Source organism: Micromonospora sp. II, assembly GCF_001709195.1.
Taxonomy (GTDB): Bacteria; Actinomycetota; Actinomycetes; order Mycobacteriales; family Micromonosporaceae; genus Micromonospora; species Micromonospora chalcea.
Window position 1 is genome coordinate 1 of the sequence record NZ_LYXF01000045.1, and the last position, 24,536, is coordinate 24,536.

The following is a 24,536-nucleotide window of genomic DNA, read 5'->3' on the forward strand; positions in this document are numbered from 1 at the left end:
GGGGCGAATGCGCTGGCGGAGCAGCTTGCCGGTGACCTCCGCCTCCATGCCGAAGCCCCGGGAGCGGACCTGCAGCGAGCGGTACAGCTCCAGCGGCATCAGCTTGAAGCAGGTCTCCAGGTCGCCGATGTAGGAGTTGTAGAGCACGTTCGCGGCGAGCGTGACGCCCTTGTTGCCCATCACGTACCAGAAGCTGTACGAGCTGTGGCTGCCGAAGGTCCGATTGCCGTAGACGACTGTCGCCCGACCGTCGAGCACCGGCTCCAGCAGACGCGGGATGTCCTGCGGGTCGTACTCGAGGTCGGCGTCGAGGATGACCATGTACTCGCCCTCGGCGCTGTCGACGGCGGTCTTGATGGCCGCGCCCTTGCCGGCGTTGCGCTGGTGGGTGATCACCCGGAGGCGCGCGTCGTCGACCCGGCCCAGAATCTCGCCGGTGCCGTCCCGGCTGCCGTCGTCCACGACGACAAGCTCGATCTCGCACGGGTAGTCGACCGCCAATGCCTGCTTGAGGGCATCCGCGATACGTTCTTCCTCGTTGTAGACCGGCATGAGGATCGAGAGCTTCACGGATTCTCCACGGAGGCGATGTCGGGTCGGGGCATAGCGTAGCCTGGCACATTGCTTCCGTCACGACAGCCCAGGCACCTATTCCTGGCGAATCGGAACCACCACGAGCCGGGCCACGTTCCCGCCGCCGTCCTTCGCTCCGGCCACCGCGACAGTCGTGCCGATCTTGATGTCGTTCGATCGGATCGCGGTCCGGCGCTCGACCACCCGCAGTTTGTCGCCGAACGTCCAGGTCGCTGTGAAACCGTCGGTGGATTTCACGGTCATCGACCGTTCGTCGATCGCGGTCACCTCGCCGCGCTGGACCGCCACCGTCCTGGTGCCGCCGTCCCTGGTCCGCACCACCGCCTCGCCGTGCAGCGTGTTGCGCCGCAGCAGCACCCGGGCCCGGTGGCGCTTGTTCCCCTCCGCCCGCTCGCCCTTGCCGTCCGGCCCGGCCTGCGGCGTACCGGTGGACGCCGGCGCGGCTACCGGTTCCACGTCCAGGTCACCGGCGTCGAGGCCGAGCGCGGCGAGCGCCTGGCCCTCCGCGCCCAGGGCGGCGCTCACCTCGACCGCCCGGTCGGGTTCCGCGCCGGGCCGGCTCGCGCCGCACCCGGCGAGTCCGAGCGCGGCGGCGGCGAGCAGCGCGGTGGCGCCGGTGACGATTCGCTGACGTGCCATCTGTGGTCCTTTCCTCGCGGTGACGACCCCGAGCGTTCCGCACCGACACGAGGGAACGGTCAAGCCGATGTTCGAGCCCGGTAAGGATCCGGGGGCACCACGACGGTGAAGGCGGCCCCGCCCTCCGGGGCGTGCCCGGCGGTGATGTCGCCGCCGAGCCGGCGGACCAGCCCGGCGGCCAGCGCCAGGCCCAGACCGCTGCCCACCTTGCGCACCCCCCGGTACCGCTGGTGCAGCGCGCCCCGCTCGAACGCCACGTCCAGGTCGTCGTCGGTGAGGCCGGGTCCGCCGTCCCGGACCTCCAGCGTCCCACCGCCCGCCGGACCGGCGGCCCGGACCGCGAGCACCACCGGCGCCCCCGGCGGTACGACCCGCAGCGCGTTCTCCAGCAGCCCGTCCACCACCTGCCGGATCCGGCCCGGATCGGTGTACGCCGGCACCGGCGCGTCCGGCGTCTCCAGCCGGAACGGCACCCCGAGCGCCGCACACCGGCCGGACCAGGCGCGCTCCGCGTCGGCGGCGAGCCGGGTCAGGTCGACCGGCACCGGTTCCAGCGGGAAGTCGACCGCCTCCAACCGGGCCAGCGCCAGCAGGTCGCGGACCAGCCGGTCCAGGTGTTCGGCCTCGGCGAGCACGGTCCGGCCGGTCGCCGGCACCGCGTCGGCCTCGATCACCCCGTCGGCCAGCGCCTCGGCGTAGCCACGGATCGCGGTCAGCGGGGTCCGCAACTCGTGCGAAACGGAGAGCAGGAACTCGCGCTGCCGCCCCTCGCTCGTGGCCAGCGCGGCGGCGAGGCCGTTGAGCGCGTACGCCAGGTCGGCCACCTCGTCGGGTGGCTCGACCGGCACCCGGACCGTCCGGTCCCCGGCCCGGAGCCGCGCGGCGGCGGTGGCGGCGGTACGGATCGGCCGGGCCAGCCGGCGGGCGAGCAGCAGTCCGGCGGCCGCCCCGGCGGCGAGTCCGGCGAGCAGCGGCAGCCAGAGGCCGCGCAGCACCTGCCGCCAGGGCGCGGCGCTGCGGGCGCGGGTCAGCACCACACCGTCCCCGCCGGGCAGCGCCCGCGCCTCGACCAGCCGGCGTTCCCCGTCGACGAGCCGCCGGCCGGAGACGTTGTCGCCGCCGGCCACCCGTGTCACGAGCGGTCGGGGCAGGCCCGGCCGGTCGGCCTGCCCGTCCCGGATCAGGTACACCTCGATCCGCTGCTGACCCAGTTGGCGGATGAGCCGGTCCCCGGCGCCGTCGCGCTGGCGTACCGCCCGCACCCGGAGCACGTCGGCGGCGAGCCGGGCCTGGGCGGCCAGCGCCTCCTGGTCCCGGCGCTCCGCGCCGCGTACCGCCAGGGGCACCGCCACCAGCGCGGTGACGAGCACCGACACGAGCGCCACCGCGCAGGTGGCCACTACCGCGCGGGCGGTGAGCGTCCGCCCGGGGCGGCGTGGCATCGGTCCGGCCGGCTGCTCAGGCATCGGCGGCGTACCCGACGCCCCGGTGGGTGCGGATCACGCTGTCCGGGCCGAGTTTGGCCCGGACCTGCGCCACGTGCACGTCGACGGTCCGGGTGCCGGCGTGCGCCGCGTACCCCCACACGCCGGCCAGCAGTTCCTCCCTGGTGAACACCCGGCCCGGACGGGCCATCAGGTGCGCGAGCAGGTCGAACTCGGTGGAGGTGAGCTGCACCGGCGTACCGGCGGCGGTCACCGTGCGGCGGGCCGGGTCGAGCGTGACGGCGCCGAGCGTGCGGGGCTGCTCGGCGGACACGCCGGACGTGCGGCGCAGCACCGCCCGCAGCCGGGCGAGCAGCTCGCGCGGGCTGAACGGCTTGGTGACGTAGTCGTCGGCGCCCAGTTCCAGCCCGACGACGCGGTCCACCTCGTCGTCCCGGGCGGTGAGGAAGATGACCGGCGTCCAGTCGCCGGCCGCGCGCAGCCGGCGGCAGATCTCGGTGCCGGCCAGGCCGGGCAGCGCGATGTCGAGCACGCAGGCCACCGGGCGCAGCCGCCGTGCGGCGGCCAGCCCGGCCTCGCCGTCACGTTCCAGGTGTACGCCGAACCCGTCCCGGGTCAGGTAGAGCCGGACCAGGTCGGCGATGGCGGGCTCGTCCTCCACCACGAGGACGAGCCCGGGCGGGGCGGCGGTGGTCACCGGCCCATGATGACCGACGGTCGACCGCCCGGCCGGTCAGGAAATGTTCGGATCCGGTAAGGAGAGTGTCAGCGGGCCGGCGCCGGCCGGAGCACTGTGGGCCGGGCGCTCGCCGGCGGCTCGCCGATCGTGGCGACGACCCGCTCGGCCGGAGCCCGCAGCCGGGTACGGAAGGCGTGGTTGAGCAGCGTGTCGAGCTGCCACACCTGCTTCGGGTGGTGGGTACGGATGACGAAACGCTCCCGCGCCCCGTCGATGGCGGTCGCTGCCAGCTCCACACTGTGCGCACGGGGGTCGGGGCTCCACGTCACGTTGCTCAGCTCGCGCAGCTCCGTGTTGAGGTGCAGGCGCAGCCGGTGCAGCACCCGGGTCTGCCGGGTGACCACCAGGCGGCGGTGGGTGAGCAGCATCAGGTAGTCGCCGCCGACCGGGTCGTCCGGGCGGCTGCACCGGGTGACCAGGATGGTGGCGTCGCCGGAGCCGACGCACCGGCGGAACACCGGCATGTGCCGGGTGACGGTCTGGGTCGCCAGGCCGGTCTCGGCGGCGGCCGGAAGGAACGTTCGCGAGAACACGTCCATGCCCGGTCCAACGACGCGATGACCAGGGGTGATATGGGTCACGCCCGATTTCTGGAACTTCCACACGTGCAAGTCGCACCTGCGGTGCGACACCGGCGGCCGGTCGGATCAGAGCAGCTCGACGATGGTGGCGTTGGCCATCCCGCCGCCCTCGCACATGGTCTGCAGGCCGTAGCGGATGCCGTTGTCCCGCATGTGCTGGAGCATCGTGGTCATGATCCGCGCGCCGGACCCGCCGAGCGGGTGACCGAGCGCGATCGCCCCGCCCCGGGGGTTGAGCCGCTCCGGGTCCGCCTCGGTCTCGGCCAGCCAGGCCAGCGGCACCGGGGCGAACGCCTCGTTCACCTCGTACACGCCGATCTCCTCGATGCCCAGCCCCGCGCGGCGCAGCGCCTTGGCGGTGGCCGGGATGGGCGCGGTGAGCATGGTGACCGGGTCGTCGGCGGCGACCACTGCGGTGTGCACCCGGGCCAGCGGGCGCAGGCCGTGCCGGCTGGCCCACTCGGCGGTGGTGACCGCGAGCGCGGCGGCGCCGTCGGAGATCTGCGACGCGGAACCGGCGGTGACCACGCCGTCGGCGCGGAACGGGGTGGCCAGCTCGCCCAGCTTGGCCAGCGAGGTGTCGCGGCGGATGCCCTCGTCGGCGGAGAACTTGCCGCCGTCGGCGAGCGCCACCGGCGCCAGCTCGGCCTCGAACGCGCCGGCGTCCTGCGCGGCTGCCGCCTTCTCGTGGCTGGCCAGCGCGAACTCGTCCAGCTGGGTACGCGAGAAGCGCCAACGCTGGGCGATCAGCTCGGCCCCGACGCCCTGGTTGAACGGCAGCGGAGAATCCGCCGCGACGCCCTCGACACCCCGGTAGCGCTCCAGGATCGCCGCGCTGAACGGCATCCCGCCGGCGACGCTGGACCCCATCGGCACCCGGGTCATCGACTCGACGCCACCGGCCACCACCAGGTCGGCCTGGCCGGAGAGCACAGTGGCGGCGGCGAAGTGCAGCGCCTGCTGGCTCGACCCGCACTGGCGGTCGAGCGTGGTGCCCGGGACGGACTCCGGCCAGCCGGCGGCAAGCACCGCGTTGCGGGCCACGTTCCAGGACTGCTCGCCGACCTGCGACACACAGCCCCAGATCACGTCGTCGACCAGGCCGGGGTCGATGCCGGTGCGCTCGGCGAGCGCACGCAGCACGTGCGCCGAGAGGTCGACCGGGTGCACTCCGGCGAGGCTGCCCTTGCGCCGCCCGACCGGGGTCCGTACCGCGCCGACGATGACCGCGTCACTCATGTCTACTCCCGGGTAACCTCGCTTGCCCCGATAGTACGTGCTGACCGGACCGGCCGTCCTCCCCCGGCGTGCGGACGGCACGGCTGGCATGCTGGTCGGATGGATCCACAGTCGCCACCGGTCCGGCAGTGGCGGGTGCCCCGGGAGGCGCCGGTGCTCAAGGCGCTCGGCGCGCTCGCGCTGCTGGCCCTGGGGCTGCTCTTCGCCGGCGGTGACCCGGTCCGCCCGGGGCTGGCCGGGCTGGCCGCGGCCGGCCTGCTCGTCTGGGCGCTGCGCGACCTGGTCGCGCCGGTCCGCCTCGCCGTCGACAGGGACGGGCTGACGGTGCTGCGGGGGTTCGCCGGGCGACGCCGGCTGCCGTGGGACTCGGTCGAGGCGATCCGCCTGGAGCGGCGCGCCCGGCGCGGAATCACCGCCGAGACGCTGGAGATCGACGCCGGGGAGTCGCTGCACCTGTTCGGCCGCCGTGACCTGGACGCGCCGCTGGACGAGGTGGCGGCGGCGCTGGACGAGGCCCGCCCCGCCGCGGGCTGAGGCTCAGCCGAGCAGGGCGGCGGTACGGACCAGGGTCAGGCCGATCATCGCGACCAGCACGATCGCGCAGCCCGCCACCTGGAACGCGGTCCGGCGTGACCGGGGGGCGTACGCCAGGATCAGCGACACCACCGCGCCGGCCGCCAGACCGCCGAGGTGCCCGGCCACCGAGATGCTCGGCACGGTGAACGTGAAGATCAGGTTGATCACCAGGATCGGGACGATCGCCGAGGTGTCCCGGCCCAGCCGCCGCATGATCACGAAGATCGCGGCGAACAGGCCGAAGACCGCCGTCGAGGCGCCGGCCGTGGTGCGGTTCGGCGCGGTGAACACGTACGCCGCGACGTTGCCACCGAGCCCGGCGAGCAGGTAGAGCGCCAGGAAACGCAGCGGCCCGAGCACCGCCTCCAGCGTCCGGCCGAGCACCCAGAGCGCCCACATGTTCAGCAGCAGGTGCAGCACGCCGAAGTGCAGGAACATGGCGGTGACCAGCCGGTACCACTGGCCGTCGGCCACTCCGCCGATGGTGCCGTCGGGGAAGGCGGCCAGCCCCAGCACCGAGCCCCAGTCGGTCAGCGGGGTGCGGTCGCCCATCAGGCCGCCCAGGCCACCGCCGGCCACCGCGTTGCCGCTGCGGGCCGAGGCGATGGAGACCAGCATCATCAGCACGTTCAGCGCGATCAGCGCCTTCGTGACGTTGCCCTGGCGGCCGGCGGCACCGCCACCGAAGGCGGTACGCGCCGGCCGCACGCTGCGGCGTCCCTCGGCGACACACTCCGGGCACTGGTGGCCGACGGAGGCGTCCCGCATGCACTCGGTGCAGATCGGCCGGTCGCATCGAGAGCAGCGGATGTACGTCTCCCGGCCGGGGTGCCGGTAGCAGACCGGAGTGGTCGGCACCGGGTCCCCGGTGGTGTCGCCGGGCTGGCCGGAGCGCTCAGTCATGCGAGCAAAGGTACCCGCGTGTCGCTCAGGCCTGCTTGTGCTCGATCTCGACCCGCTCGATCACCACGTCCTGCAGCGGCCGGTCGCTCGGGCCGGTCGGGGTGTTGGCGATCGAGTCGACGACCTTGGCGGACTGCTCGTCGGCGACCTGGCCGAAGATGGTGTGCCGGTTGTTCAGGTGTGGCGTGGGCGACACCGTGATGAAGAACTGCGAGCCGTTGGTGCCCGGCCCGGCGTTCGCCATGGCCAGCAGGTACGGCCGGTCGAAGCGCAGCTCGGGGTGGAACTCGTCGCCGAACTTGTAGCCCGGGCCACCGCGTCCGGTGCCGGTCGGGTCGCCCATCTGAATCATGAAACCGCTGATCACGCGGTGCGAGACGGTGCCGTCGTAGTACGGCCCGCTGCCCGGCTGACCGGTACGCGGGTCGATGTACTCCCGGGTGCCCTCGGCCAGCTCCACGAAGTTGCGGACGGTCTTCGGCGCGTGGTTCGGGAAGAGCTCCAGCCGGATCGGGCCGGCGTTGGTGTGCAAGGTGGCGTAGACAGCCTCGGCCACGGGTACTCCTCACTCGTTGGTCAGTTCCTTGCGGATCCTCCCATGTGCCCGATCTGGCCATGCGGAGGCATCCGAAGGTGGAGGATGACGAAGGAACAACTCCCAGGAGGTGGGACCGTGTTTGGAATCGGGCGGCGAAAGACCCAGGGCCAGCTCGCCAAGGTGGAGCTGAACCAGGGCATCGGTCACCTGAGGCAAGCCGCGACGCACGCGGCGAAGGGTGCCGGCGCCACTGTCGGCCCGCGGGTCCAGGCAGCCCGGGGCGCCGTCGCGCCGACCGCGGTCATGGTCCGGGACCGGGCGTCCAGCGGGTTCGCGTCGACCGCCGCGGCGCTCGCGCCGGTGCTGCTGGCCGTGCGCAACGCCCGGGTCGAGGCCGCCGGTAAGGCGTCGGGCGGCCGCAAGGCGATGGCCGCGAAGCAGTCCGCGATGACGAAGAAGGCGAAGAGCATGAAGGCCGGAAAGAAGAAGCAGCGCAGGTCGCGGGGCATGACCGCGGGCCTGCTGGTGGCCGGCACCGTCGCCGGCCTGGCCGGGGCGATGGCCATGCGCCGCCGCCGCGAGCAGCAGGAGTGGGCCGAGTACGACCCGACCGGCACGCTCGGCACGACGGGCACGCTCGGCGCGACCGGCCGGGACAAGCTGGAGCCGATGCGGGAGGACGTGGACACGATCGTGGTGGAGACCCCGGACGCGAGCGCGAAGGTGACGCAGGCCGGCCCGACCGGCGCCGGCTCCTCGGCCGTGGCCAAGGGCAGCAGCGCGTCGACCGCCACCTCCGGCAGCCAGCCGGTGATCCACCCGAACGACCAGGTCCCCGCCGTCGCCGAGGGCGCCCGGGACGTCTCCGGCCGTCCGGCCGACGACATCACCAAGGCCGTGCAGGCCGGCAAGAACGCCGCGAAGGCCGGCGGTCGCCGCTGACCTCGTACCGTCGGATCAGCGCCGGCACGCGGGGCGACCCGCGTGGCCGGCGCTTCCGCGTGTACGGGGCGGCTACAGCCAGCCGTTGCGGCGGAACAGGCGGTACAGCGTGAAGGACGCCGCGAGCATCAGCGCCCACACGCCCGGATAGCCGTACGTCCATTTCAGCTCGGGCATGTTGTCGAAGTTCATGCCGTAGATGCCGGCGATCGCCGTCCACACCGCACCGATCGCGGCCCAGGCGGCGATCTTGCGCATGTCGTTGTTCTGGTCGACGGTGACCTGGGCCAGCCGGGCCTGGAGGATCGAGTTCAGCAGGTCGTCGTAGGAGTTCACCTGCTCGACCGTGCGGCTGAGGTGGTCCTGCACGTCCCGGAAGTAGCGCCGGACCTCCTGCGGCACCGCGCGGTTGACCTGCGAGGTGAGCGTCATCAGCGGGCGCTGCAGCGGCGCCACCGCCCGCTTGAACTCGACCAGCTCCCGCTTCATCTGGTAGATCCGCTGGATCCGGCCGCTGCTCTGCCGGTCGAAGACGTCCGCCTCCAGCACGTCGAGGTCGTCCTCCAGCCGGTCGGCCACCTCCAGGTAGAGGTCGACCACGCGGTCGGTGATCGCGTACGCGACCGCCCACGGGCCGTGCCGCAGCAGGTCCCGCTTCGCCTCCAGGTCGGCGCGGACCGGCGCCAGCCGGCAGGCGTCGCCGTGACGCACGCTGATCACGAAGTGCGGCCCGATGAAGAGCATCACCTGGCCGGTCTCCACCACCTCGGAGTTCTCGGTCAGCTCCGCGTGCTCGCAGTAGCGGGCGGTCCGCAGCACCAGGAAGACGATCTCGCCGAAGTGCTCCAGCTTCGGGCGCTGCTGGGCCTTCACCGCGTCCTCCACAGCCAGCTCGTGCAGGCCGAAGGTGGCGGCGATCTCGGTCATCTCGGTCAGGTCGGGCTCGTGCAGGCCGAGCCAGACGAAGCCGTCCCGCTCCTGCCGGGCGGCGGCCAGGGCCTCGGCGTACTGGGGGCGGCCGGGGCGGCGCTCGCCGTCGACGTACAGCCCGCAGTCGACGATGCCGCTGCGCTCCGGGCCGGCCGGCTGGGCGGCACGGGGGGAGCCGTCGGCGTTGAGGATGCGGGACATCGCGCGTACCGGGGCCGCCCAGGCGCGGGGGCGCAGTGCCCGGCTGCCGCCGTCGGCGCCGGCGGTTCGGTCGCGTGCCACCCGGTCCGTCATCTCTCGCCCCCTCTCCCTAGAGCTGCGGCTTGCAGGTTACGCCGACCGGCGGCAGGCGCAGCGCGGGAGCGGGACGGGCGGTGCGACGGGCGTCACGCCCCGGCGCCGGGCGGGCCGGGCCGCGTCAGGGGGGTGAGGGGCGACACGGCCCACCCGGCACCCCTTGGGGGCGGGAGTGATGCTGGGCGTGCCGTCGGCCCTGGCCGGAGCGGCCCGGCCACCGAAAAGGTGAACGGCACTCGCAGCATTGTGGGCTGCTGGCCGGTCCAGCGGGAGTGCCGAACCGGCCAGCGGGGCCTTTTTGTCAGAAACCCGACAGAAATCAGCCGCGTACGGCGGCCATCGCCTCCGCGAGACGCCGGACGCCCTCGTCGATCCGGTCCGCGGTCACCGCCGAGTACGCCAGCCGCAGCGCGTGCCGGCCGCCGTCGACCATGAAGTCGCTGCCCTTCACCACCGCCACGCCACGCTCGGCGGCGGCCGGCGCGAGCCGGTCGACCTCGACGTCCTCCGGCAACTCGACCCAGAGGAAGTAGCCGCCGTCCGGCTCCACGAACCGCGCCTCCGGGATGTGCCGGCGCAGCGACTCGGCCAGTACCGCCGACCGCTCGCCGAGCGCCGTACGGACCGTCCGGATCGACTCCTCGATCGCGCCGGAGACGCAGAACTGGTGCACGATCGCCTGGGCCACCATGCCCGGCGAGATGTAGAGGTTGGTGGCGCGCTTCGCGATCGTCGCGATCAGCTCGGCCGGGCCGACCAGGTAGCCGACCCGCACCCCCGGGCAGACCGTCTTGGTGAAGCTGGACGCGTGCACCACCACGCCACGGGTGTCCATCGACAGCATCGACGGCAGCGGCTCACCCCGGAACCGGATGTCCGCGTACGGGTCGTCCTCGAAGATCGTGAACCCGTACTCGGCGGCCAGGTCGAGCAGCTCACGGCGCTTCTCCAGGGAGAGGGTCACACCGGCCGGGTTCTGGTAGTTGGGAATCACGTGCGCCAGTCGCGGCCGTACCCCGGACTCCAGCAGCTTGCGCAACTCGGCGGTGTCCAGGCCGTCCGGCTGGATCGTCACGCCGTGCACCTCGCCGCCCATCTGCTGGAGGTTGAGCAGCGTGCGGTCGTACGTCGGGCGCTCGACCACCACCGCGTCGCCCCGGCGGACCAGGTGGTCGAAGAGGAACGCGTCGGCCTGCAGCGAGCCGTTGGTGATCAGCACCTGATCGGCCTCGACGCCGTGCTTCTCGGCGATCCACTTCCGCAGGGGCGGGTAGCCGACGGAGGTGCCGTACGCGGTGACCCCGGCGGGGTCGGCGTCGAAGGCGCGGACAGCGGCGGCCTTGAGCCCTTCGACATCGACGATGTCCAGCGAAGGCGCGCCACGGGCGAACGAGATCAGCTGCTCGGCGGTCATGCGCAGAGCCTAGGGCCTGGCCCGGCGGGTCCGACCGCCATACACGCGAAGTTCAACATGCGGGCGGCCGGGCGGGGCACCGGGTGCGTCCGGGGGATCCGAGGGCACCTCGCGACTGTCTACGATCCGACGGACGCTGGCGCCGGTCCGACCGGACGCCGAAGGATGACGGGTCGCGGCAGACCCGGGAGAACAAGGGATGAGGCTCGTGACCGAGGACGAGGCGGGACGGCTCGACGACCAGCGGTTCGCGCAGTGGCTGGCGACCGAGGCCGGCAAGGCGCTCACCGCGCTGCGGGACCGGCAGGGCTTCGCCGACCCGAAGGCGCTCAAGGACGCCGGCGACCGCGCGTCGCACGAGCTGATGACGGCGGCCCTGGCCCGCCTGCGGCCGGCCGACGCGGTGCTCTCCGAAGAGGAGGCCGACGCCCGCCGCGCATGGGCGGACGGCGAGCGCGCGCCCCGGCACGAGGCGGACCGGGTCTGGATCATCGACCCGCTGGACGGCACCCGTGAGTTCTCCGAGGAGGGGCGGGACGACTGGGCGGTGCACGTGGCGCTCTGGCAGCGCTCCGCCGCGCCCGACGGCGCCCTGGTCGCCGGTGCCGTCGGCATGCCGGCGCGGACCACGGTGGACGGTACGCCGCTCGTGCTCGGCACCACCTGCCCGCCGCCGAAGCCGACCGACGGGCCGATCCGGATCGCGGTGAGCCGCAGCCGCCCGCCCGCGTTCGTGGGCGAGCTGGTCGAGATGCTCGGTGCGACCGCCGTACCGATGGGCTCGGCCGGTGTGAAGGTCTGCGCCGTGGTGACCGGCGAGGTCGACGCGTACGTCCACGCGGGCGGCCAGTACGAGTGGGACAGTGCCGCCCCGGTCGCGGTGGCGCTCGGCGCGGGCATGCACGCGTCCCGGATCGACGGTTCGCCGCTGCGCTACAACCGCGCCGACCCGCGCCTGCCCGATCTGCTGGTCTGCCGGCCGGAGCTGGCCGACCAGTTGCTCGACGCGATCGCGCGGACCGGGGTCGAGATGCCCGCTTCGACCGTCACCGACACCCCCGGTCAGGCGTTCGGCTGAGTGTCACGGTACATACGGCCAGGTGAATGAGGGTTATCGTCGGGCAGGTATGCGTGGCGATCTGAGCCCGGACACGGGCCGCCGACAGCCAGGGAGGGTCATGCCGGCCGATCGAGAGCCGCACAACGCCTTCGGGCAGCCGACCGGCCTGTGGCCGGGTCAGGACATTCCACGCCAGGCAGGCGGCCCGTCGCTGCCCTGGCCGGAGGCCGAGGTCACCTCGTCTCCGCCGCCACCGGCCCGGACCGGCGGCGGTGACCTGCCGTGGCCGGAACGGCCGGACGCCGGCCACCGGGACGCCGCCTGGCCGCAGGACGAGCCGACGGTCCACGGTGACCCCGGCTGGGCGCCGCACGACGACGCCGGCTGGGCCGGGCCGGGTCCGGCGGGCGACGCGGTACGGGGTGCGGGCGCGGCGGCGACCGCCACCCTGACCGGGCCGCCTCCGGTGGACGCCCCGCACGATCCGGCCACCGGCGGGCCGGGCCGCCCGCCGGCTCCGCCGCTCGCACCGGGGACAACTCCGCCGCCCGGCGGCGCCCGGCGACGCTGGCGCGTGGCGGTCGCGGCGGCGCTGGCGCTGGCAGTGGCCGGCGGCGGGGTCGCGGTGGCCGCGCTGCGGCCCGACTCCGCGAACCCGCAAGCAGGCGAGGCGCCCGGATCGGTCGGCCCGGCGACCTCGATGGGCCCGGGCGCGCCGGCTACGCCGGGTGCGTCCCCGAGCGCCGACCAGGGCCTAGGTGGCAAACCCTCGGCCCGCCCGTCGGCCTCCGAGAACGCGGGCCCGGCCTTCGGCGGTACGCGGCTGACGCTGCCCGGCGCCTCGATCGGCGTGCAGAACGGGGAGACCTTCGGTCAGGCGCTGGCCCGCTCCGACCGGACGTTCGGCAAGCTGCGGATGGCCCGGATCTTCTTCCCCGGCCTGCCGCCGGCCTGGTCCGGCAGCCGGGCCGACGTGGTGGACCGGACCGTTGTGGTGTCCTTCAAGGCGGCGCCGCAGGAGATCAACACCGGCAAGTTCGACTCCCGCCTGACCTCCTGGTTCGCCTCGATCCCGCGCGAGCACAACGTCTACTGGTCGTACTTCCACGAGCCGGAGGACGACGTCGAGCGCGGCGCCTTCACCACCGAGGCGTACCGGACCGCGTGGAAGCGGGTGGCCGGGCTGGCCGCCCGGGCGAACAACCCCAAGCTGATCAACACGCTGATCCTGATGTGCTGGACGCTCGACCCGAAGTCCGGGCGCAGCTTCGACGCGTTCTACCCCGGCTCCGACGTGATCGAGACGCTCGGCTGGGACTGCTACAACTGGGGCAAGAAGTGGAAGCGGTACGCCCCGCCGCAGGAGATCTACGGCCCGATGATCAGCAAGTCGAAGGCGCTGGGCAAGCCGTGGGGCGTCGCGGAGACCGGCAGCGACCTGGTGCCGGGTGACCCGGGCACCGGCCGGGCGGCCTGGATCCGGTCGATGACGAACTTCCTCAACGGCCAGCGGCCGGAGTTCGTGGCGTACTACAACCAGACCGTCAGCCAGGGCGACTTCCGGCTGCTCGACCAGCCGAGCATCCAGGCGTGGAAGTCCTTCTGCACGGCCTGACCTGATGACCGGACGAGAACGGGCGGGCGACCGAGGTCGTCCGCCCGTTCCGCGTACGCGTCAGATGCCCCGGCCGCGCTTGTGCAGCGTGCGCAGCACCCGGTCGGCCTGCACCGCCCGGCTCGCCACCGCCAGCGCCAGGTAGGCGCGCGGCTCCTTCGGGTTGCGGGCCAGCGTGCGCCGCGCCCAGCGGACCGCGTCCCGCCGGTTACCCATGGCGGCCTGCGCGAACGCGATCTGACCGGCCACCCGAGCCTCGCCGTGCGGCACGGTGGCGAACTCCGGGTAGCGGCGCAGCAGCCACTGCAACGCGGTCGAGATGGTCTCCCAGCGCTGTGCGAAGTAGGACCGCTTGTGCCAGCGGACCAGCACGTACGGGCTTTCCACGTTCACCAGCGGCGCGTACCGGGCGGCGCGGAGCAGGAACTCGTAGTCCTCCGCGTAGCTGCCCGGGATCTGCTCGTCGACCAGGCCGATCGCGTCGAGCAGCGCGGCCCGGCGGATCAGGAACGTGGACGGGTGCAGCTCGGTGAGCCGGTCGCGCAGCAGCGCCTCCAGCGAGATCCGGGCGCGGTCCAGCGATCGGTCCACCGTACGGTCGTCGTAGCTGACCCGGATGCCGCAGCTCACCAGCGCGCCGTCCGGGTGCGCGTCGAGCGCCCCGAACTGGGCGGCGAGCTTGCCGGGCAGCCACTCGTCGTCGTCGTCGCAGAACGCCACCCAGTCGCCGGTGGCCGCCTCGATGCCGGTGTTGCGCGCCCCGGCCAGCCCGGCGGTACGGGTGTTGGTGATCACCCGGATCCGCCGGTCACCCCGGTCGGTCTCCAGCGACCGGTCCGGCTCGGACTGGTCGTAGACCACGATCGCCTCGATCAGGCCCGGGTGCGCCTGGCTGAGGATCGCGTCGAGCGCCGCGCGCAGCAGCTCCGGACGGTCCCGCGTCGGTACGACCACCGAGATGCTCGGCCCACTCATGCTCTCTCCACGGACTCGTCGGATCCCCGCTGGCCCAGATAGCCGTAACGGACCCGCAGGGGAAGCGTGGCCAGGCTGACCACGGCACGGCTGCGTCGCGGCAGGCGGTCGCGCCATGCCTCGTCGCGGCGCACTGTCAACGGCCCGCCGCTGAACCGCAACGGGTTGCCGGCGACGCTGTGCGCGCGGAACGGCGCGGCCGGCTCGCTCGCCGCGTCGGCCGCGTCCGCCGAGAGGATCCGCAGCGCGGCCGGGTCGTCCGGCAGGCCGGCGAAGTCCCGCACCCGGCTTACGGTGCCGGCCGGGTCGGCGGTGAAGTCCTCGTACCGCAGCCGCAGCACCTTGGCCCGGGAGGCGAGCAGGTGGAACGCCGCGTTCTGCGCGGTCCACAGCTTGCTCACCTCGAACGGCGAGAAGGTCGGCATGAAGTCCTCGCCGTCGACCACCTCGGGGCGGCGCACCTGCTTGCCCCACGAGTACGCCACCGCCCGGCTGTCCCGGACCAGGTGCAGGACCCGCAGGTCGAGCCCTTCGGCCCAGCGCAGCGCGAACGCGAGCGAGGCGTGCTTGCTGGAGTCCACCACGACCCGGGCGCCGGTCACCGCGAGCGCGGCCCGGTAGATCCGGGTGTACAGGTCGGCGTAGCGGCGCACGTCGGCGAGCTGCTCCGGCGGGAGCGCCTCCTTGGCGAGCCGGGGGATGTGCCGGGTCCGGTCGACCCGGTCCTTGAGCGCCAGCACGTCGTCCCGGTCGACCGCGTCCCAGCCGCCGAACGCCTGGTCGCCGACCTGCCGCCAAAACGGGCAGCCGGTGAACCGCTCGCCGCAGCCGCACCGCTCGTCGGCCCCGAGCGCCCGCTCCCACAGGTGCACCACCTCACCGACGGCGCACACGTCGGCACTCTGCGCGAGCAGCAACTCCAGCAGCGTGGAGCCGCTGCGGCCGAGGCCGCCGACGAAGAGGACCCGCGGCGCAGCCGGGTCCGGGCCGCTCATCCGCGCCGCCCGGCGGTCCGCTGGCGTACCCGGCCGGCGACCAGGCCGTCGATCACCGCGCCGACCCGGGCGACCGCCTCGGCGCGCGGGTCCGGACGGCCCGGGTCGGCGGCCAGGACGAACCGGCTCGGGTCGGCCAGGCCCTCGTCCAGCGCGGCGACCAGCTCGGCCTCGGACTCGCACAGCCGCACCATGCCGGCCGCGCCCAGGCGGCGGGAGAACAGCTGCTGGTGGTTGTCGACGTGCTCGTCGTGGGCCGGGTCGCGGGGCACCACGATCGGCAGGTGGCCGGTGCGCCGGGCCTCGGTGATGGTGGCCGGGCCGCCGTGGCTCACCACGAGCGTGGACTCCGCCATCGCCTGCTGGAGTTCCTCGTGGCCGAGGAACGGGGTGGCCTCGGGCAGGGCCGGGGTGCGGCTGTGGCCGTACTGGAGGACCAGCCGGACCTCGGGCCGGGCCGCGTGCCAGCGTTCCAGCCAGCCGACCAGCCGGTCGAAGCGGTGCACGTCGGTGCCGACCACGACCAGCACGAACGGCCTGGACCGCCGGTCCCGCTGCTGGGGAATGTGCGCCATCAGAGGAGGTTCCCCACGACGGTCGCCTCCGGGTACATCCGGCGCTGCTCCTCCCACTGCACGAGCATCGCGGAGAGGAAGGGACGGCAGAGCCGGGCGGTGAGCGTCGCGCTGTCGATCCGGTCGTACACCTCGATGTAGACCGTGGGGATCTTGCGCATGCGGGCCGCCACCACGAACGGCAGGGCGACCCCGGCGCCGGTGGTGACGACCGCGTCGACCTGGCGCCGGCGGATGACCTTCAGCGCGAGGAACGCGTTGCGTACCAGGTTCTTTACGTTGCGTGTGGTGGGGTGGTGCGCCCAGACCACGTCCTCGCCGGCGAGCAGCGAGCGCGCGTCCGGGGTGTCGAAGGTTACCCATGCGCGGCGCCGATCCCGGTACCACGGTTCCAGGGCCAGGAGCTGGGCCAGGTGCCCGCCACTGGAACCCACCAGCAGGACCTGTCCCGAGTCCTCGGTTGACCCGCTCACCACAAACGTCCTCCCGTACGCGGATGACGCGTCCGGATTTTTGTGAATGCCCCTCGGACGCGTCCTGACAACCTACTGGCGGGCCCGTGGGCAACTGAAGGGGCCATTGGACGGATCCTGGCTCGCCGGTCGGCTCACCTCGCGATTCCCGTCAACGGGATGCGCGTCGACCGGCCGTCGGGCAGGTCAGCCCGGCCGCGCCCGGACCACGGGCCGGGACACCCGAACGAAGTGAGATGTGTCAGGATTCCGTCACCGCTCCGCACGAGAGCCGTCGGCGACGTCGGCTTACCGGGGGCAAGTCGGGCCCGGCACCGGGAAACCCGCCGAATGGTCAGCGCCGATCGGCCATTTCTACGCGGGCTGCCCACACCCGGGCAGGCTTACCGGAACGTGAGCAGACTTTCCCTCGTCGTTCGGATCGGGGACACTCAAGGCCACGGTCAGGTCCAGCTGTGCCGTGGACTGCCCGGCTCGGTCGAAAGGGAGCGACAGACTCTGATGCCCTCACCCCATTTGGCCGAGAGCGACGCCGACGGTCTTGCCCTGATGGCCTACCTGGGCTGGCTGCGCCGCCGTTGGTGGATCCTGCTGCTCGCCGCGGTCCTCGGCCTGGGCGGAGGGCTGGCGCTGAGCCAGGTCCAGGAGGCGCGCTACACCTCGACCACGTCGCTGCTGGTGCGCCCGCTCGGCTCGGGCGCGGAGAACAACCCCAACGCCAAGGTCAACCTCGACACCGAGGCGCAGGTGGTCCGCTCGCTCGTGGTGGCGGAGCGGGCCAAGGCGCTGATGAAGGTCGACACCGGGGCCGACCAGCTCGTCAAGTCGGTGACCGTCAAGGTCCCGCCGAACAGCCAGATCCTCCAGGTGGCGTACGAGGCGAACAGCCCCGAGGGCGCCCAGTCGGGCTCGCACGCGTTCGCCCAGGCCTACCTCGACCTGCGCAAGGCCACCGCGCAGAAGTCGCTGGAGAACGAGACGAACACGCTCAAGCAGCAGATCGCCGATCTGCAGAAGCAGTTGAGCGCGATCGCCGGGCGGATCTCGGCGGCGCCGTCCAACTCGCCCGAGCGCGAGCGGGCCGAATCCGACCGCCAGCTCGTCACCAACCAGATCAGCAACCTGTACAACCGGCTCAACCCGCTGAGCGCGGCCGGCTCCGATCCCGGCGAGATCATCTCCGACGCCCGGCTGCCGGAGCGGCCCAGCTCGCCGAACCGCACGCTCAACCTCGCCAGCGGCATGGGCGCGGGTCTGCTGCTCGGCATCGTGCTGGCGCTGGTGCTGGACCGGCTGGACACCCGGATCCGCCGCGGACGCGACATCTCCGACCGGGTCGGCCTGCCGCTGCTGGTGGAACTGCCGTCGCGCGCGCCGTCGCTCGCAGTCCTGCCGGCCACCCACCGGGCCTCCCGCGAGCTGGGCCGGCTGCGCAACGTGCTGCTCTCCGCGGTGCCCGAAGCGGCGCAGGGCGGGCGCGGGCGCCAACTGCTGCTCTGTGACGCCTCGGCCGGCGCCGCCGCCGGGTTCGTCGCCGCCAACCTCGCCGCCTCGTACGCCCGTACCGGCCAGCAGGTCGCGCTGATCACCACCAAGCCCGACTCGGCGGTGGGCGCGATCACCGGCGTGGCCGAGGGGCGGCACAGCCTCGCCTCGGTGCTGCGCCGCGACGTGCCCCCGCTCAAGGCGCTCGCGCCGGTGCCGGGGCTGGGCCAGCTCCGGGTGCTGGTGCCCGGCGACCTGGACGCCGAGGTGGAACTGCCGGTCGCCGGTCTGCTGGAGATCCTGCACGAGCTGTCCGCGCGCTTCGACCACGTGATCATCGAGACCCCGCAGCCCACGTTCGCCGTGGAGGCCCAGGCCCTGGGCCGGTACGTCGACGCGGTGATCATGGTGGCCGAGGCGGGCAAGACCCGCAGCGGTGAGATCACCGCCGCGCTCCAGCAGTTCGAGCAGGTGAACGCGCCGGTGATCGGCGCCGTGCTGGCTCCGCGCCTGCCCGAACCGCCCGCCGGCGCCACCCGCCCGGCGACGTCCGGCGGGTCGAGCGCGCCGGCTGCCCCGGCCAACCGGCCCAAGCCCCGGCCCAGCCCCGGCCCGTCCGCCGAGTCGACCATGGTGCTGCCGCGCATGCAGTCGTCCCGGCCCGCCCCGGCGAAGCCGGCCGCTCCGGCGCCGCAGATGCCCGGCAAGGCCACCCCGCCCGCCGCCCCGGGCAAGCCGGTGCCGCTCAACGGCACCGGCGGCACGTACCGCTCCCGGGGTGACGGCGACGGCCGCAGCTACGCCCTCGACTCCGGCGAGGATCTGGGGTGAACCGTCGGCAGATGCTCCGCGCCGCCATCGCCCCCGCCGTCGTCCTCGGCGTCGGGACCGGGTGCAGCGAGCCCGAGCCCAAGCCGGGCAAGGTCCAGGTGGTGGACCCGGGCGACGTCACCTCCTCGCCGTCCGCGGCCAGCGCTTCGCCGACCCTGCCCAAGGGCCCGCTGACCGGGGCTCCGGTCAGCACCCCGGCCGCGGCGACCCGCCAGGCGGTCGCGGTGCCGCTGCGGGTGAGCCCCGCGACCACACCGGCCGGCCTGGACGCCGCCGACCTGGTCTACGCCGAGTTCGCCGAGGCGGACACGCTGCACCTGACCGCGGTGTTCCACTCCAAGGACGCCGCGAAGATCGGCCCGGTCACCGAGATCCGGCCGGTCGACATCCGGTCGCTCACTGTGCTGCGCCCGTTCGTCGGCTACAACGGCGGCCCCACCGGCTTCCTCACCCAGTTCGAGAACTCCGACCTCGACGGCGTCACGCCCGACAACGACAGCAAGGTGTTCTCCGGCGGCTACACGTCGACCGCCGCGCTGCTCAAGGCCGCCCCGAAGGGGGGCCAGCCGCCCCCTGCGCCGATCGACCACACCACCGACGGCGAGGCGCTCGCCACCCGCGACCTGGCACCCGCCACCGAACTCACCGTCACCGTCTCCGGCGGTCCGCCGATGGTCTGGCGGTACGACCAGGCGGAGTCCGTCTGGGCCGGCAGGATCGGCAAGGTCACCGTGACCGCCGCATCCGTCATCGTGCTGACGATGGAGTACCGCACGCTCGACGTACGCAACCCGTCCCCGCGCTCGCTGCCCTCGGCGAACGTCTTCGGTGAGGGCGCGGTGCTCGCCGTGTCCGGGCCGAACAGCGCCAAGGGTCGATGGCGCAAGCCCGGCCTGCCTCTGGTCTGCACGCTCGCCGACACCGGCGGCGACCTCCTGCGCCCCCAGCCCGGCAACGCGTGGGTCATCTACGCGCCGACCACCGCCAAGGTCTCCGTGAAATGAGCACCGCCACCCCGCCCCGTACCGCGCGCGGGTCGGTTCCGCTCGCCGCGGTGTCGCCCGGCGGGAACCGCCTCCGCCCGGTGCGGGTACGGCCGGAGGGCTGGTCGTGGCGGCTGCCGACGGCATGGCCGCTGATCGCGGTCTTCCTGCTGTACCCGCTGTGGTGGGTGCTCGGCGTGTCGAGCTTCGTGTTCGTCATCTTCGCGGTGCCGATGGTGGCGCAGATGCGCAAACGCGGCCCGGTCCGGGTGCCGCCCGGCTTCGGGATCTGGATGGTCCTGCTGCTCTGGGTGTTCCTGTCCGTGCTCACCCTCGACCTCACCGCGCCGAACACGCTGCCGCCCGGCGGCAGCGGCAAGTACATCGGCTGGGGCATCCGGCTCGCCAACTACGTCGCGATGACAGTGACCATGCTCTACGTCTACAACCTGCGCGAGCGGGAGCTGTCCCAGCGCCGGATGGTCCGGCTGTTCGGGTTCATGGGCGTGGTCGTGGTGCTCGGCGGCTGGATCGGCTCGCTCTTCCCGAACCTCAGGTTCGTCGCACCGCTGCGGTTCGTCCTGCCGCAGTCGATCGCCGGCCACCCGTACGTCACCTCGCTCATGGAGATCAAGTTCGCCCAGGTGCAGCAGGTGATCGAGGGGGAGGCCAGCTCGCCCCGCCCGTCCGCGCCGTTCACCTACACGAACTCGTGGGGCCAGAACACCGCGATCCTGCTGGTCTGGCTGATCGTCGGCTGGGTGGTGCTGGGCAAGCCGCTGCGCCGCACCGCCGGCGTGGCCATCGCGCTGGCGGCGATCTTCCCGATCGTCTACTCCCTCAACCGCGGCCTCTGGATCGGCCTCGGCATCGCCGCCGCGTACGTGGCGCTGCGGCTCGCGCTGCGCGGCCGGATGGTGGTGCTCGGCGGGCTCGCCCTGGCGGTCGGACTGATCGGCGTGCTGATCGTCGCGACCCCGCTCGGCCGCACCTTCGACGAACGCCTGCAGAACGGGCACAGCGACGACATCCGCACCACCCTGTCGCAGGGCGCGGTCCGGGCGGCCAACCAGTCGCCGATCCTCGGCTACGGCGGCAACCGGGCGCTGATCGGCAGCAACCGGTCGATCGCCATCGGCAAGTCCGAGGACTGCAAGCAGTGCGGCAACCGGGAGCTGGGCAGCAACGGCCAGGTCTGGGCGCTGCTCGTCGGGCAGGGCTGGGTCGGCGCGATCTGCTACAACGCGTTCTTCATCTACTGCATCTGGCGCTACCGGCGCGACCACAGCGCCATCGGGATCGCCGGCACGCTCGTGCTCATCCTCATGCTCTTCTTCCAGTTCACCTACGGTGCGATGGAAGCAACACTCGCCTACGCCCTGATCACTGTCGCCCTGCTGGCCCGCAACGACCGGATCCGCCGGTCGCTCGCGCCCGCGCCTCCGCAGGGCACGATCGCCGGGCTACGGGCCCGGCTGGAAGCGACCGGTGACCGCTGATGGTGTTCCGCGTACCCCCGGACGGCGACGGCCGTGCCGCGTACCTCGGTGAACTGGCCGGGCTGATCTGGCCCGCACCGGCCGAGCCCGGCCTGCGCCGCGGCGGCGCCGGCTGGGTGGTGGTGCCCTCGGCGGCCCGCCCCCGGCTGCTCGTGCCCACCGGCTCCGGCCGGGCGGCGGCGAGCGCGGTCCGGCACTCCACCGAGGCCGTCGGCCGCAAGGCCAAGCTGGTCCGGCAGGGCCTCGCCACCGCGTTCCGGCTCGGTCTCGGGCCGCTGGTCTTCCGCGACCGGCTGGTCGTCGACGGCGGCGGGCTGGACGCGCACCTGGCCGAGGTGCTGGGTGAGCCGGCGCTGGTCAGCCTGCACATCGGGCCGGCCCGCGCGAACCGCAAGCCGGTGCTGCAACTGCTCGCCCCGGACGGCCGGGCCCTCGGGTACGCGAAACTCGGCGTCGACCCGCTGACCCGCGCGCTCGTGCACGCGGAGGCGGACGCGCTGCGCCGCCTCGCCGAGGTGCCGCTCGGCCCGGTGGTCCTGGCCGGGGTACGCCACCACGGCGACTGGCACGGGCACGCGCTGCTCGTGCAGGAGGCGCTGCCGGTGCGGCTGCCCCGGGCCGCCCCGGCCGCCGCGCAGGCGGCCGAACGCGCGGCCATGGTGGCGGTCGCCGGCTGTCTCGGCGTACGCCGGGAGTCATGGGCGGCCAGCGGGCACGCGGCCCGGCTCACCGCCGCGGTGGACGCGCTCGGACCCCGGCCGGAGGCCGGGCGGCTGCGCGCGGTGCTGAAGTCCGTCGCGGACGCCGACCCGGTGGTCGCCTTCGGCGCGTGGCACGGGGACTGGAACGGCGGCAACAGCGCGGTGCTCGCCGACGGCCGGGTGCTGGTCTGGGACTGGGAGCGGTTCGAGGCGGACGTGCCGGCCGGGTACGACGCGCTGCACCTGGCGGTGCAGGGCGCGATGAGCCACGACGGGGTGGAACCGGTCGAGGCCGCGCGTGCGCTGATCGCCGGCGCCGGGGCAACCCTGGCACCGTTCGACCAGACCGGTGGGGGCGCCGATCTGGTCGCCGTGCTCTACCTGGTGGAGCTGGCTGCGCGCTACCTGCGCGACCGGCAGGCGGAGGCGGGTGCGCGACTGGGGCACGTCGACACCTGGCTGCTGCCCGCCGTGGAGGAACACCTGGCCCGCCGGGCCCGGTGAGAGTGAGGAGTGGGGACGTGACGGTGGCCAGGGAGCAGGCGCTCCGCGCGGTGAAGTCGGTGAGCCGGACGGTCGGTCGGTTGACCGCCGGCTCACGGATGGTGCCGGGATTCCTGATCGTGGGGGCGCAGCGCTGCGGCACCACCTCGCTCTTCAAGACGCTCTCGCAGCACCCCGGCGTGCTGCCGCCCGCGTACCACAAGGGCGTGCACTACTTCGACATGGACTACCACCGGGGGATGAACTGGTACCTCGGGCACTTCCCCACCACGGCCAAGGCCGAGGCGGTCAAGGCCCAGATCGGGGTACGCGGGATCACCGGCGAGTCCAGCCCGTACTACATGTTCCACCCGCTGGCCGGGCAGCGCATCGCCAAGGACCTGCCCTCGGTGAAGCTGCTGGTGCTGCTGCGTGACCCGGTGGAGCGGGCGTACTCGGCGCACTCGCACGAGCTGGCGCGGGGCTACGAGACCGAGTCTGACTTCGAGCGGGCGCTGGCGCTGGAGGAGCAGCGGACCGCGGGCGAGCGGGAGCGGATGATCCGCTCGGCCGCGTACGCGAGCGAGCACCTGCAGCACAACGCGTACCTGGCCCGGGGCCGCTACATCGAGCAGCTGGAGCGGCTGGAGGCGCTCGTCGGGCGGGAGCGGATGCACGTCATCGACAGCGACGACTTCTTCGCCGACCCGCGCCCGTCCTTCGACGCGGTCTGCGACTTCCTCGGGCTGCCCCGCTGGGCGGACATCGCGTTCGGCAAGCACAACTCGCGGTCCCGTTCGCCCATGTCGGCGGAGCTGCGGGCCCGGCTGGAGGACCACTTCGCCCCGTACGACGAGCGGCTGGCGGCGTGGTGGGGACGCGTGCCGTCGTGGCGGCGGTGACCCGGCCGGACGCCGGCGGCACCCCGACGCTCACCGCACCGCCGCCCGGGCCGGGCGCGGGGCTCGGCGGCGCGGCCCGGCAGGGCTTCGCGAACCTGGTCGGTGTCGGCCTGGCCGCGGTGGCCGGGTTCGGGCTCAACATCGTCATCGCCCGGGGCTGGTCCGTCCGCGAGGCCGGCATGTTCTTCGCGGCCACCAGCGCGTTCATGATCGCCGCGTCGGCGGCCCGGCTCGGCACCGACGTCGGCACCGTCTACTTCGTCAGCCGCCAGCGCACGCTGGACCGCCGCGACCAGATCCGGGGCACGATCCTGGTCGGGTTGCTGCCGGTGCTCGCGGTCGGCGCGCTGCTCGGCCTCGCCGGCTGGCTGGCCGCGCCGGCGCTGGCCCGGGCCACCATGCCGGAGGCCGGGCCGGAGGCGGTGACCGCGCTGCGCATCCTGCTGGCGTTCGTGCCGCTGGCCGCGCTCAACGACTACGCGCTCGCCGCCTGCCGGGGCTTCGGCCAGATGCGCCCGCTGCTGACAGTGGAGCGGCTCGGCCGCACGCTGGTGCAGTTCCTGGCCGTGGCGGTGGCCGCCTGGCTCGGGCTGTCCGCCACCGTCGCGCTGCCGTTGGCCTGGGTGGTCCCGTACCTGCTCGCCGCGGTGGTCGCGCTGTTCTGGCTGAGCCGGCTCGTCGGCCGGGCCGGTCGCCAGGTGACCCGGCCGGTGCCGGCGCGTGAGCTGGCCGGGCCGTTCTGGCGCTTCACCGGGCCACGTGCGGTCAGCAGCCTGGCCGCGATCGTGGTGCAGCGGCTGGACATCGTGCTGCTCAGCGCGCTGCGCGGGCCGGCCGAGGCGGCCATCTACACGGCGGCGACCCGGTTCCTGGCGCTGGGCCAGCTCTCCAGCGTCGCGCTGTCCAGCTCGGTGCAGCACCGGCTGGCCGCCGCGTTCGCCCGCAACGACCGGGCCGAGGCGGGCCAGCTCTACCAGGTCGCCACCGGCTGGCTGGTGATCCTCTCCTGGCCCGCGTACCTGATCTTCGCGGCCTTCGCGACGCCGATGCTGGCGCTCTTCGGCGCCGGTTACGCCGACGGCCGCCGGGTCGTGGTGCTGCTGGCGCTGACCATGCTGCTGG

24 protein-coding genes are annotated in these 24,536 nt (G+C 73.6%); 10 read left to right on the top strand and 14 right to left on the bottom strand.

What is annotated here, in order from left to right:
• The 6 genes from A8711_RS22135 to A8711_RS22160 all read right to left on the bottom strand — a co-directional run.
• Positions 1–570 (bottom strand): glycosyltransferase family 2 protein (locus A8711_RS22135; RefSeq protein WP_069089215.1); only part of this gene is annotated, 570 nt, incomplete at its 3' end.
• A gap of 78 nt (positions 571–648) precedes the next feature.
• Positions 649–1,233, bottom strand: a complete 585-nt coding sequence (locus A8711_RS22140; RefSeq protein ID WP_069089216.1) for a hypothetical protein — start codon at positions 1,231–1,233, stop codon at positions 649–651.
• 59 nt (positions 1,234–1,292) lie between these two features.
• Entirely contained in the window at positions 1,293–2,699 is a 1,407-nt protein-coding gene (locus A8711_RS22145) for a sensor histidine kinase KdpD (protein WP_069089217.1), read from the bottom strand.
• Positions 2,692–3,375, bottom strand: a complete 684-nt coding sequence (locus A8711_RS22150) for a response regulator transcription factor (RefSeq protein WP_064448115.1) — start codon at positions 3,373–3,375, stop codon at positions 2,692–2,694. Before A8711_RS22150 ends, A8711_RS22145 begins: the two co-directional genes overlap by 8 nt.
• Positions 3,376–3,443: 68 nt before the next feature.
• Positions 3,444–3,956, bottom strand: coding sequence for a hypothetical protein (locus tag A8711_RS22155; protein ID WP_064448114.1), 513 nt, complete (start codon positions 3,954–3,956; stop codon positions 3,444–3,446).
• Between the two features lie 108 nt (positions 3,957–4,064).
• Positions 4,065–5,237, bottom strand: a complete 1,173-nt coding sequence (locus tag A8711_RS22160) for an acetyl-CoA C-acyltransferase (protein WP_043327774.1) — start codon at positions 5,235–5,237, stop codon at positions 4,065–4,067.
• Positions 5,238–5,336: 99 nt separating this feature from the next.
• Between A8711_RS22160 and A8711_RS22165 the strand changes: the two genes are divergently transcribed.
• Positions 5,337–5,771, top strand: coding sequence for a PH domain-containing protein (locus A8711_RS22165; RefSeq protein ID WP_069089218.1), 435 nt, complete (start codon positions 5,337–5,339; stop codon positions 5,769–5,771).
• A gap of 3 nt (positions 5,772–5,774) precedes the next feature.
• Here the strand turns inward: A8711_RS22165 and A8711_RS22170 are convergent, their stop codons facing one another.
• On the bottom strand, positions 5,775–6,716 hold the full coding sequence (locus tag A8711_RS22170) for a rhomboid family intramembrane serine protease (protein ID WP_069089219.1): 942 nt from the start codon (positions 6,714–6,716) through the stop codon (positions 5,775–5,777).
• 25 nt (positions 6,717–6,741) lie between these two features.
• The gene (locus tag A8711_RS22175; protein ID WP_030499381.1) at positions 6,742–7,272 is read right to left on the bottom strand and encodes a peptidylprolyl isomerase; all 531 of its coding nucleotides are present in this window, start codon (positions 7,270–7,272) and stop codon (positions 6,742–6,744) included.
• Between the two features lie 84 nt (positions 7,273–7,356).
• Here A8711_RS22175 and A8711_RS22180 point away from each other — a divergent pair, with 84 nt between their 5' ends.
• The gene (locus A8711_RS22180) at positions 7,357–8,196 is read left to right on the top strand and encodes a hypothetical protein (protein ID WP_043327772.1); all 840 of its coding nucleotides are present in this window, start codon (positions 7,357–7,359) and stop codon (positions 8,194–8,196) included.
• A gap of 72 nt (positions 8,197–8,268) precedes the next feature.
• On the opposite strand, the gene corA is transcribed toward A8711_RS22180, so the two are convergent.
• On the bottom strand, positions 8,269–9,420 hold the full coding sequence (gene corA / locus A8711_RS22185; RefSeq protein ID WP_043327771.1) for a magnesium/cobalt transporter CorA: 1,152 nt from the start codon (positions 9,418–9,420) through the stop codon (positions 8,269–8,271).
• A gap of 322 nt (positions 9,421–9,742) precedes the next feature.
• Positions 9,743–10,837 (bottom strand): PLP-dependent aminotransferase family protein, encoded by a 1,095-nt coding sequence (locus A8711_RS22190; RefSeq protein ID WP_030499384.1) that lies wholly within the window; start codon positions 10,835–10,837, stop codon positions 9,743–9,745.
• A 199-nt stretch (positions 10,838–11,036) separates the two neighbouring features.
• Here A8711_RS22190 and A8711_RS22195 point away from each other — a divergent pair, with 199 nt between their 5' ends.
• Positions 11,037–11,915: a 3'(2'),5'-bisphosphate nucleotidase CysQ gene (locus A8711_RS22195; protein WP_043327770.1), complete on the top strand. Its 879-nt coding sequence runs from the start codon at positions 11,037–11,039 to the stop codon at positions 11,913–11,915.
• Between the two features lie 100 nt (positions 11,916–12,015).
• Entirely contained in the window at positions 12,016–13,512 is a 1,497-nt protein-coding gene (locus tag A8711_RS22200) for a hypothetical protein (protein ID WP_064448111.1), read from the top strand.
• Positions 13,513–13,572: 60 nt separating this feature from the next.
• Here the strand turns inward: A8711_RS22200 and A8711_RS22205 are convergent, their stop codons facing one another.
• Genes A8711_RS22205 through A8711_RS22220 form a run of 4 tightly spaced genes read right to left on the bottom strand, consistent with a single transcriptional unit; the run spans position 13,573 to position 16,533 of the window.
• A complete protein-coding gene (locus A8711_RS22205; protein WP_013289266.1) occupies positions 13,573–14,487 on the bottom strand; it encodes a glycosyltransferase family 2 protein in 915 nt (304 codons plus the stop codon).
• Entirely contained in the window at positions 14,484–15,482 is a 999-nt protein-coding gene (locus A8711_RS22210) for a sulfotransferase (protein ID WP_043327767.1), read from the bottom strand. The genes A8711_RS22205 and A8711_RS22210 overlap by 4 nt, the downstream gene beginning before the upstream one ends.
• Positions 15,479–16,057: a glycosyltransferase gene (locus A8711_RS22215; RefSeq protein WP_043327766.1), complete on the bottom strand. Its 579-nt coding sequence runs from the start codon at positions 16,055–16,057 to the stop codon at positions 15,479–15,481. The genes A8711_RS22210 and A8711_RS22215 overlap by 4 nt, the downstream gene beginning before the upstream one ends.
• Positions 16,057–16,533, bottom strand: a complete 477-nt coding sequence (locus A8711_RS22220; RefSeq protein ID WP_030499390.1) for a polysaccharide biosynthesis protein — start codon at positions 16,531–16,533, stop codon at positions 16,057–16,059. Before A8711_RS22220 ends, A8711_RS22215 begins: the two co-directional genes overlap by 1 nt.
• Positions 16,534–17,031: 498 nt before the next feature.
• Here A8711_RS22220 and A8711_RS22225 point away from each other — a divergent pair, with 498 nt between their 5' ends.
• The 6 genes from A8711_RS22225 to A8711_RS22250 form a co-directional block, all read left to right on the top strand.
• Positions 17,032–18,846 (top strand): Wzz/FepE/Etk N-terminal domain-containing protein, encoded by a 1,815-nt coding sequence (locus A8711_RS22225; protein ID WP_069089220.1) that lies wholly within the window; start codon positions 17,032–17,034, stop codon positions 18,844–18,846.
• Entirely contained in the window at positions 18,843–19,850 is a 1,008-nt protein-coding gene (locus A8711_RS22230; RefSeq protein WP_069089221.1) for a DUF3048 domain-containing protein, read from the top strand. Before A8711_RS22225 ends, A8711_RS22230 begins: the two co-directional genes overlap by 4 nt.
• On the top strand, positions 19,847–21,328 hold the full coding sequence (locus A8711_RS22235; protein WP_069089222.1) for an O-antigen ligase: 1,482 nt from the start codon (positions 19,847–19,849) through the stop codon (positions 21,326–21,328). Before A8711_RS22230 ends, A8711_RS22235 begins: the two co-directional genes overlap by 4 nt.
• Entirely contained in the window at positions 21,328–22,533 is a 1,206-nt protein-coding gene (locus A8711_RS22240; protein ID WP_069089223.1) for a hypothetical protein, read from the top strand. The genes A8711_RS22235 and A8711_RS22240 overlap by 1 nt, the downstream gene beginning before the upstream one ends.
• A gap of 17 nt (positions 22,534–22,550) precedes the next feature.
• Positions 22,551–23,414 carry a sulfotransferase gene (locus A8711_RS22245; RefSeq protein ID WP_043327762.1) on the top strand — a complete coding sequence of 288 codons (864 nt, stop codon included), beginning with the start codon at positions 22,551–22,553 and terminating at the stop codon, positions 23,412–23,414.
• Positions 23,381–24,536: oligosaccharide flippase family protein (locus tag A8711_RS22250; RefSeq protein WP_069089224.1), on the top strand; the 1,156-nt coding region annotated here is incomplete at its 3' end. The genes A8711_RS22245 and A8711_RS22250, both read left to right, overlap by 34 nt.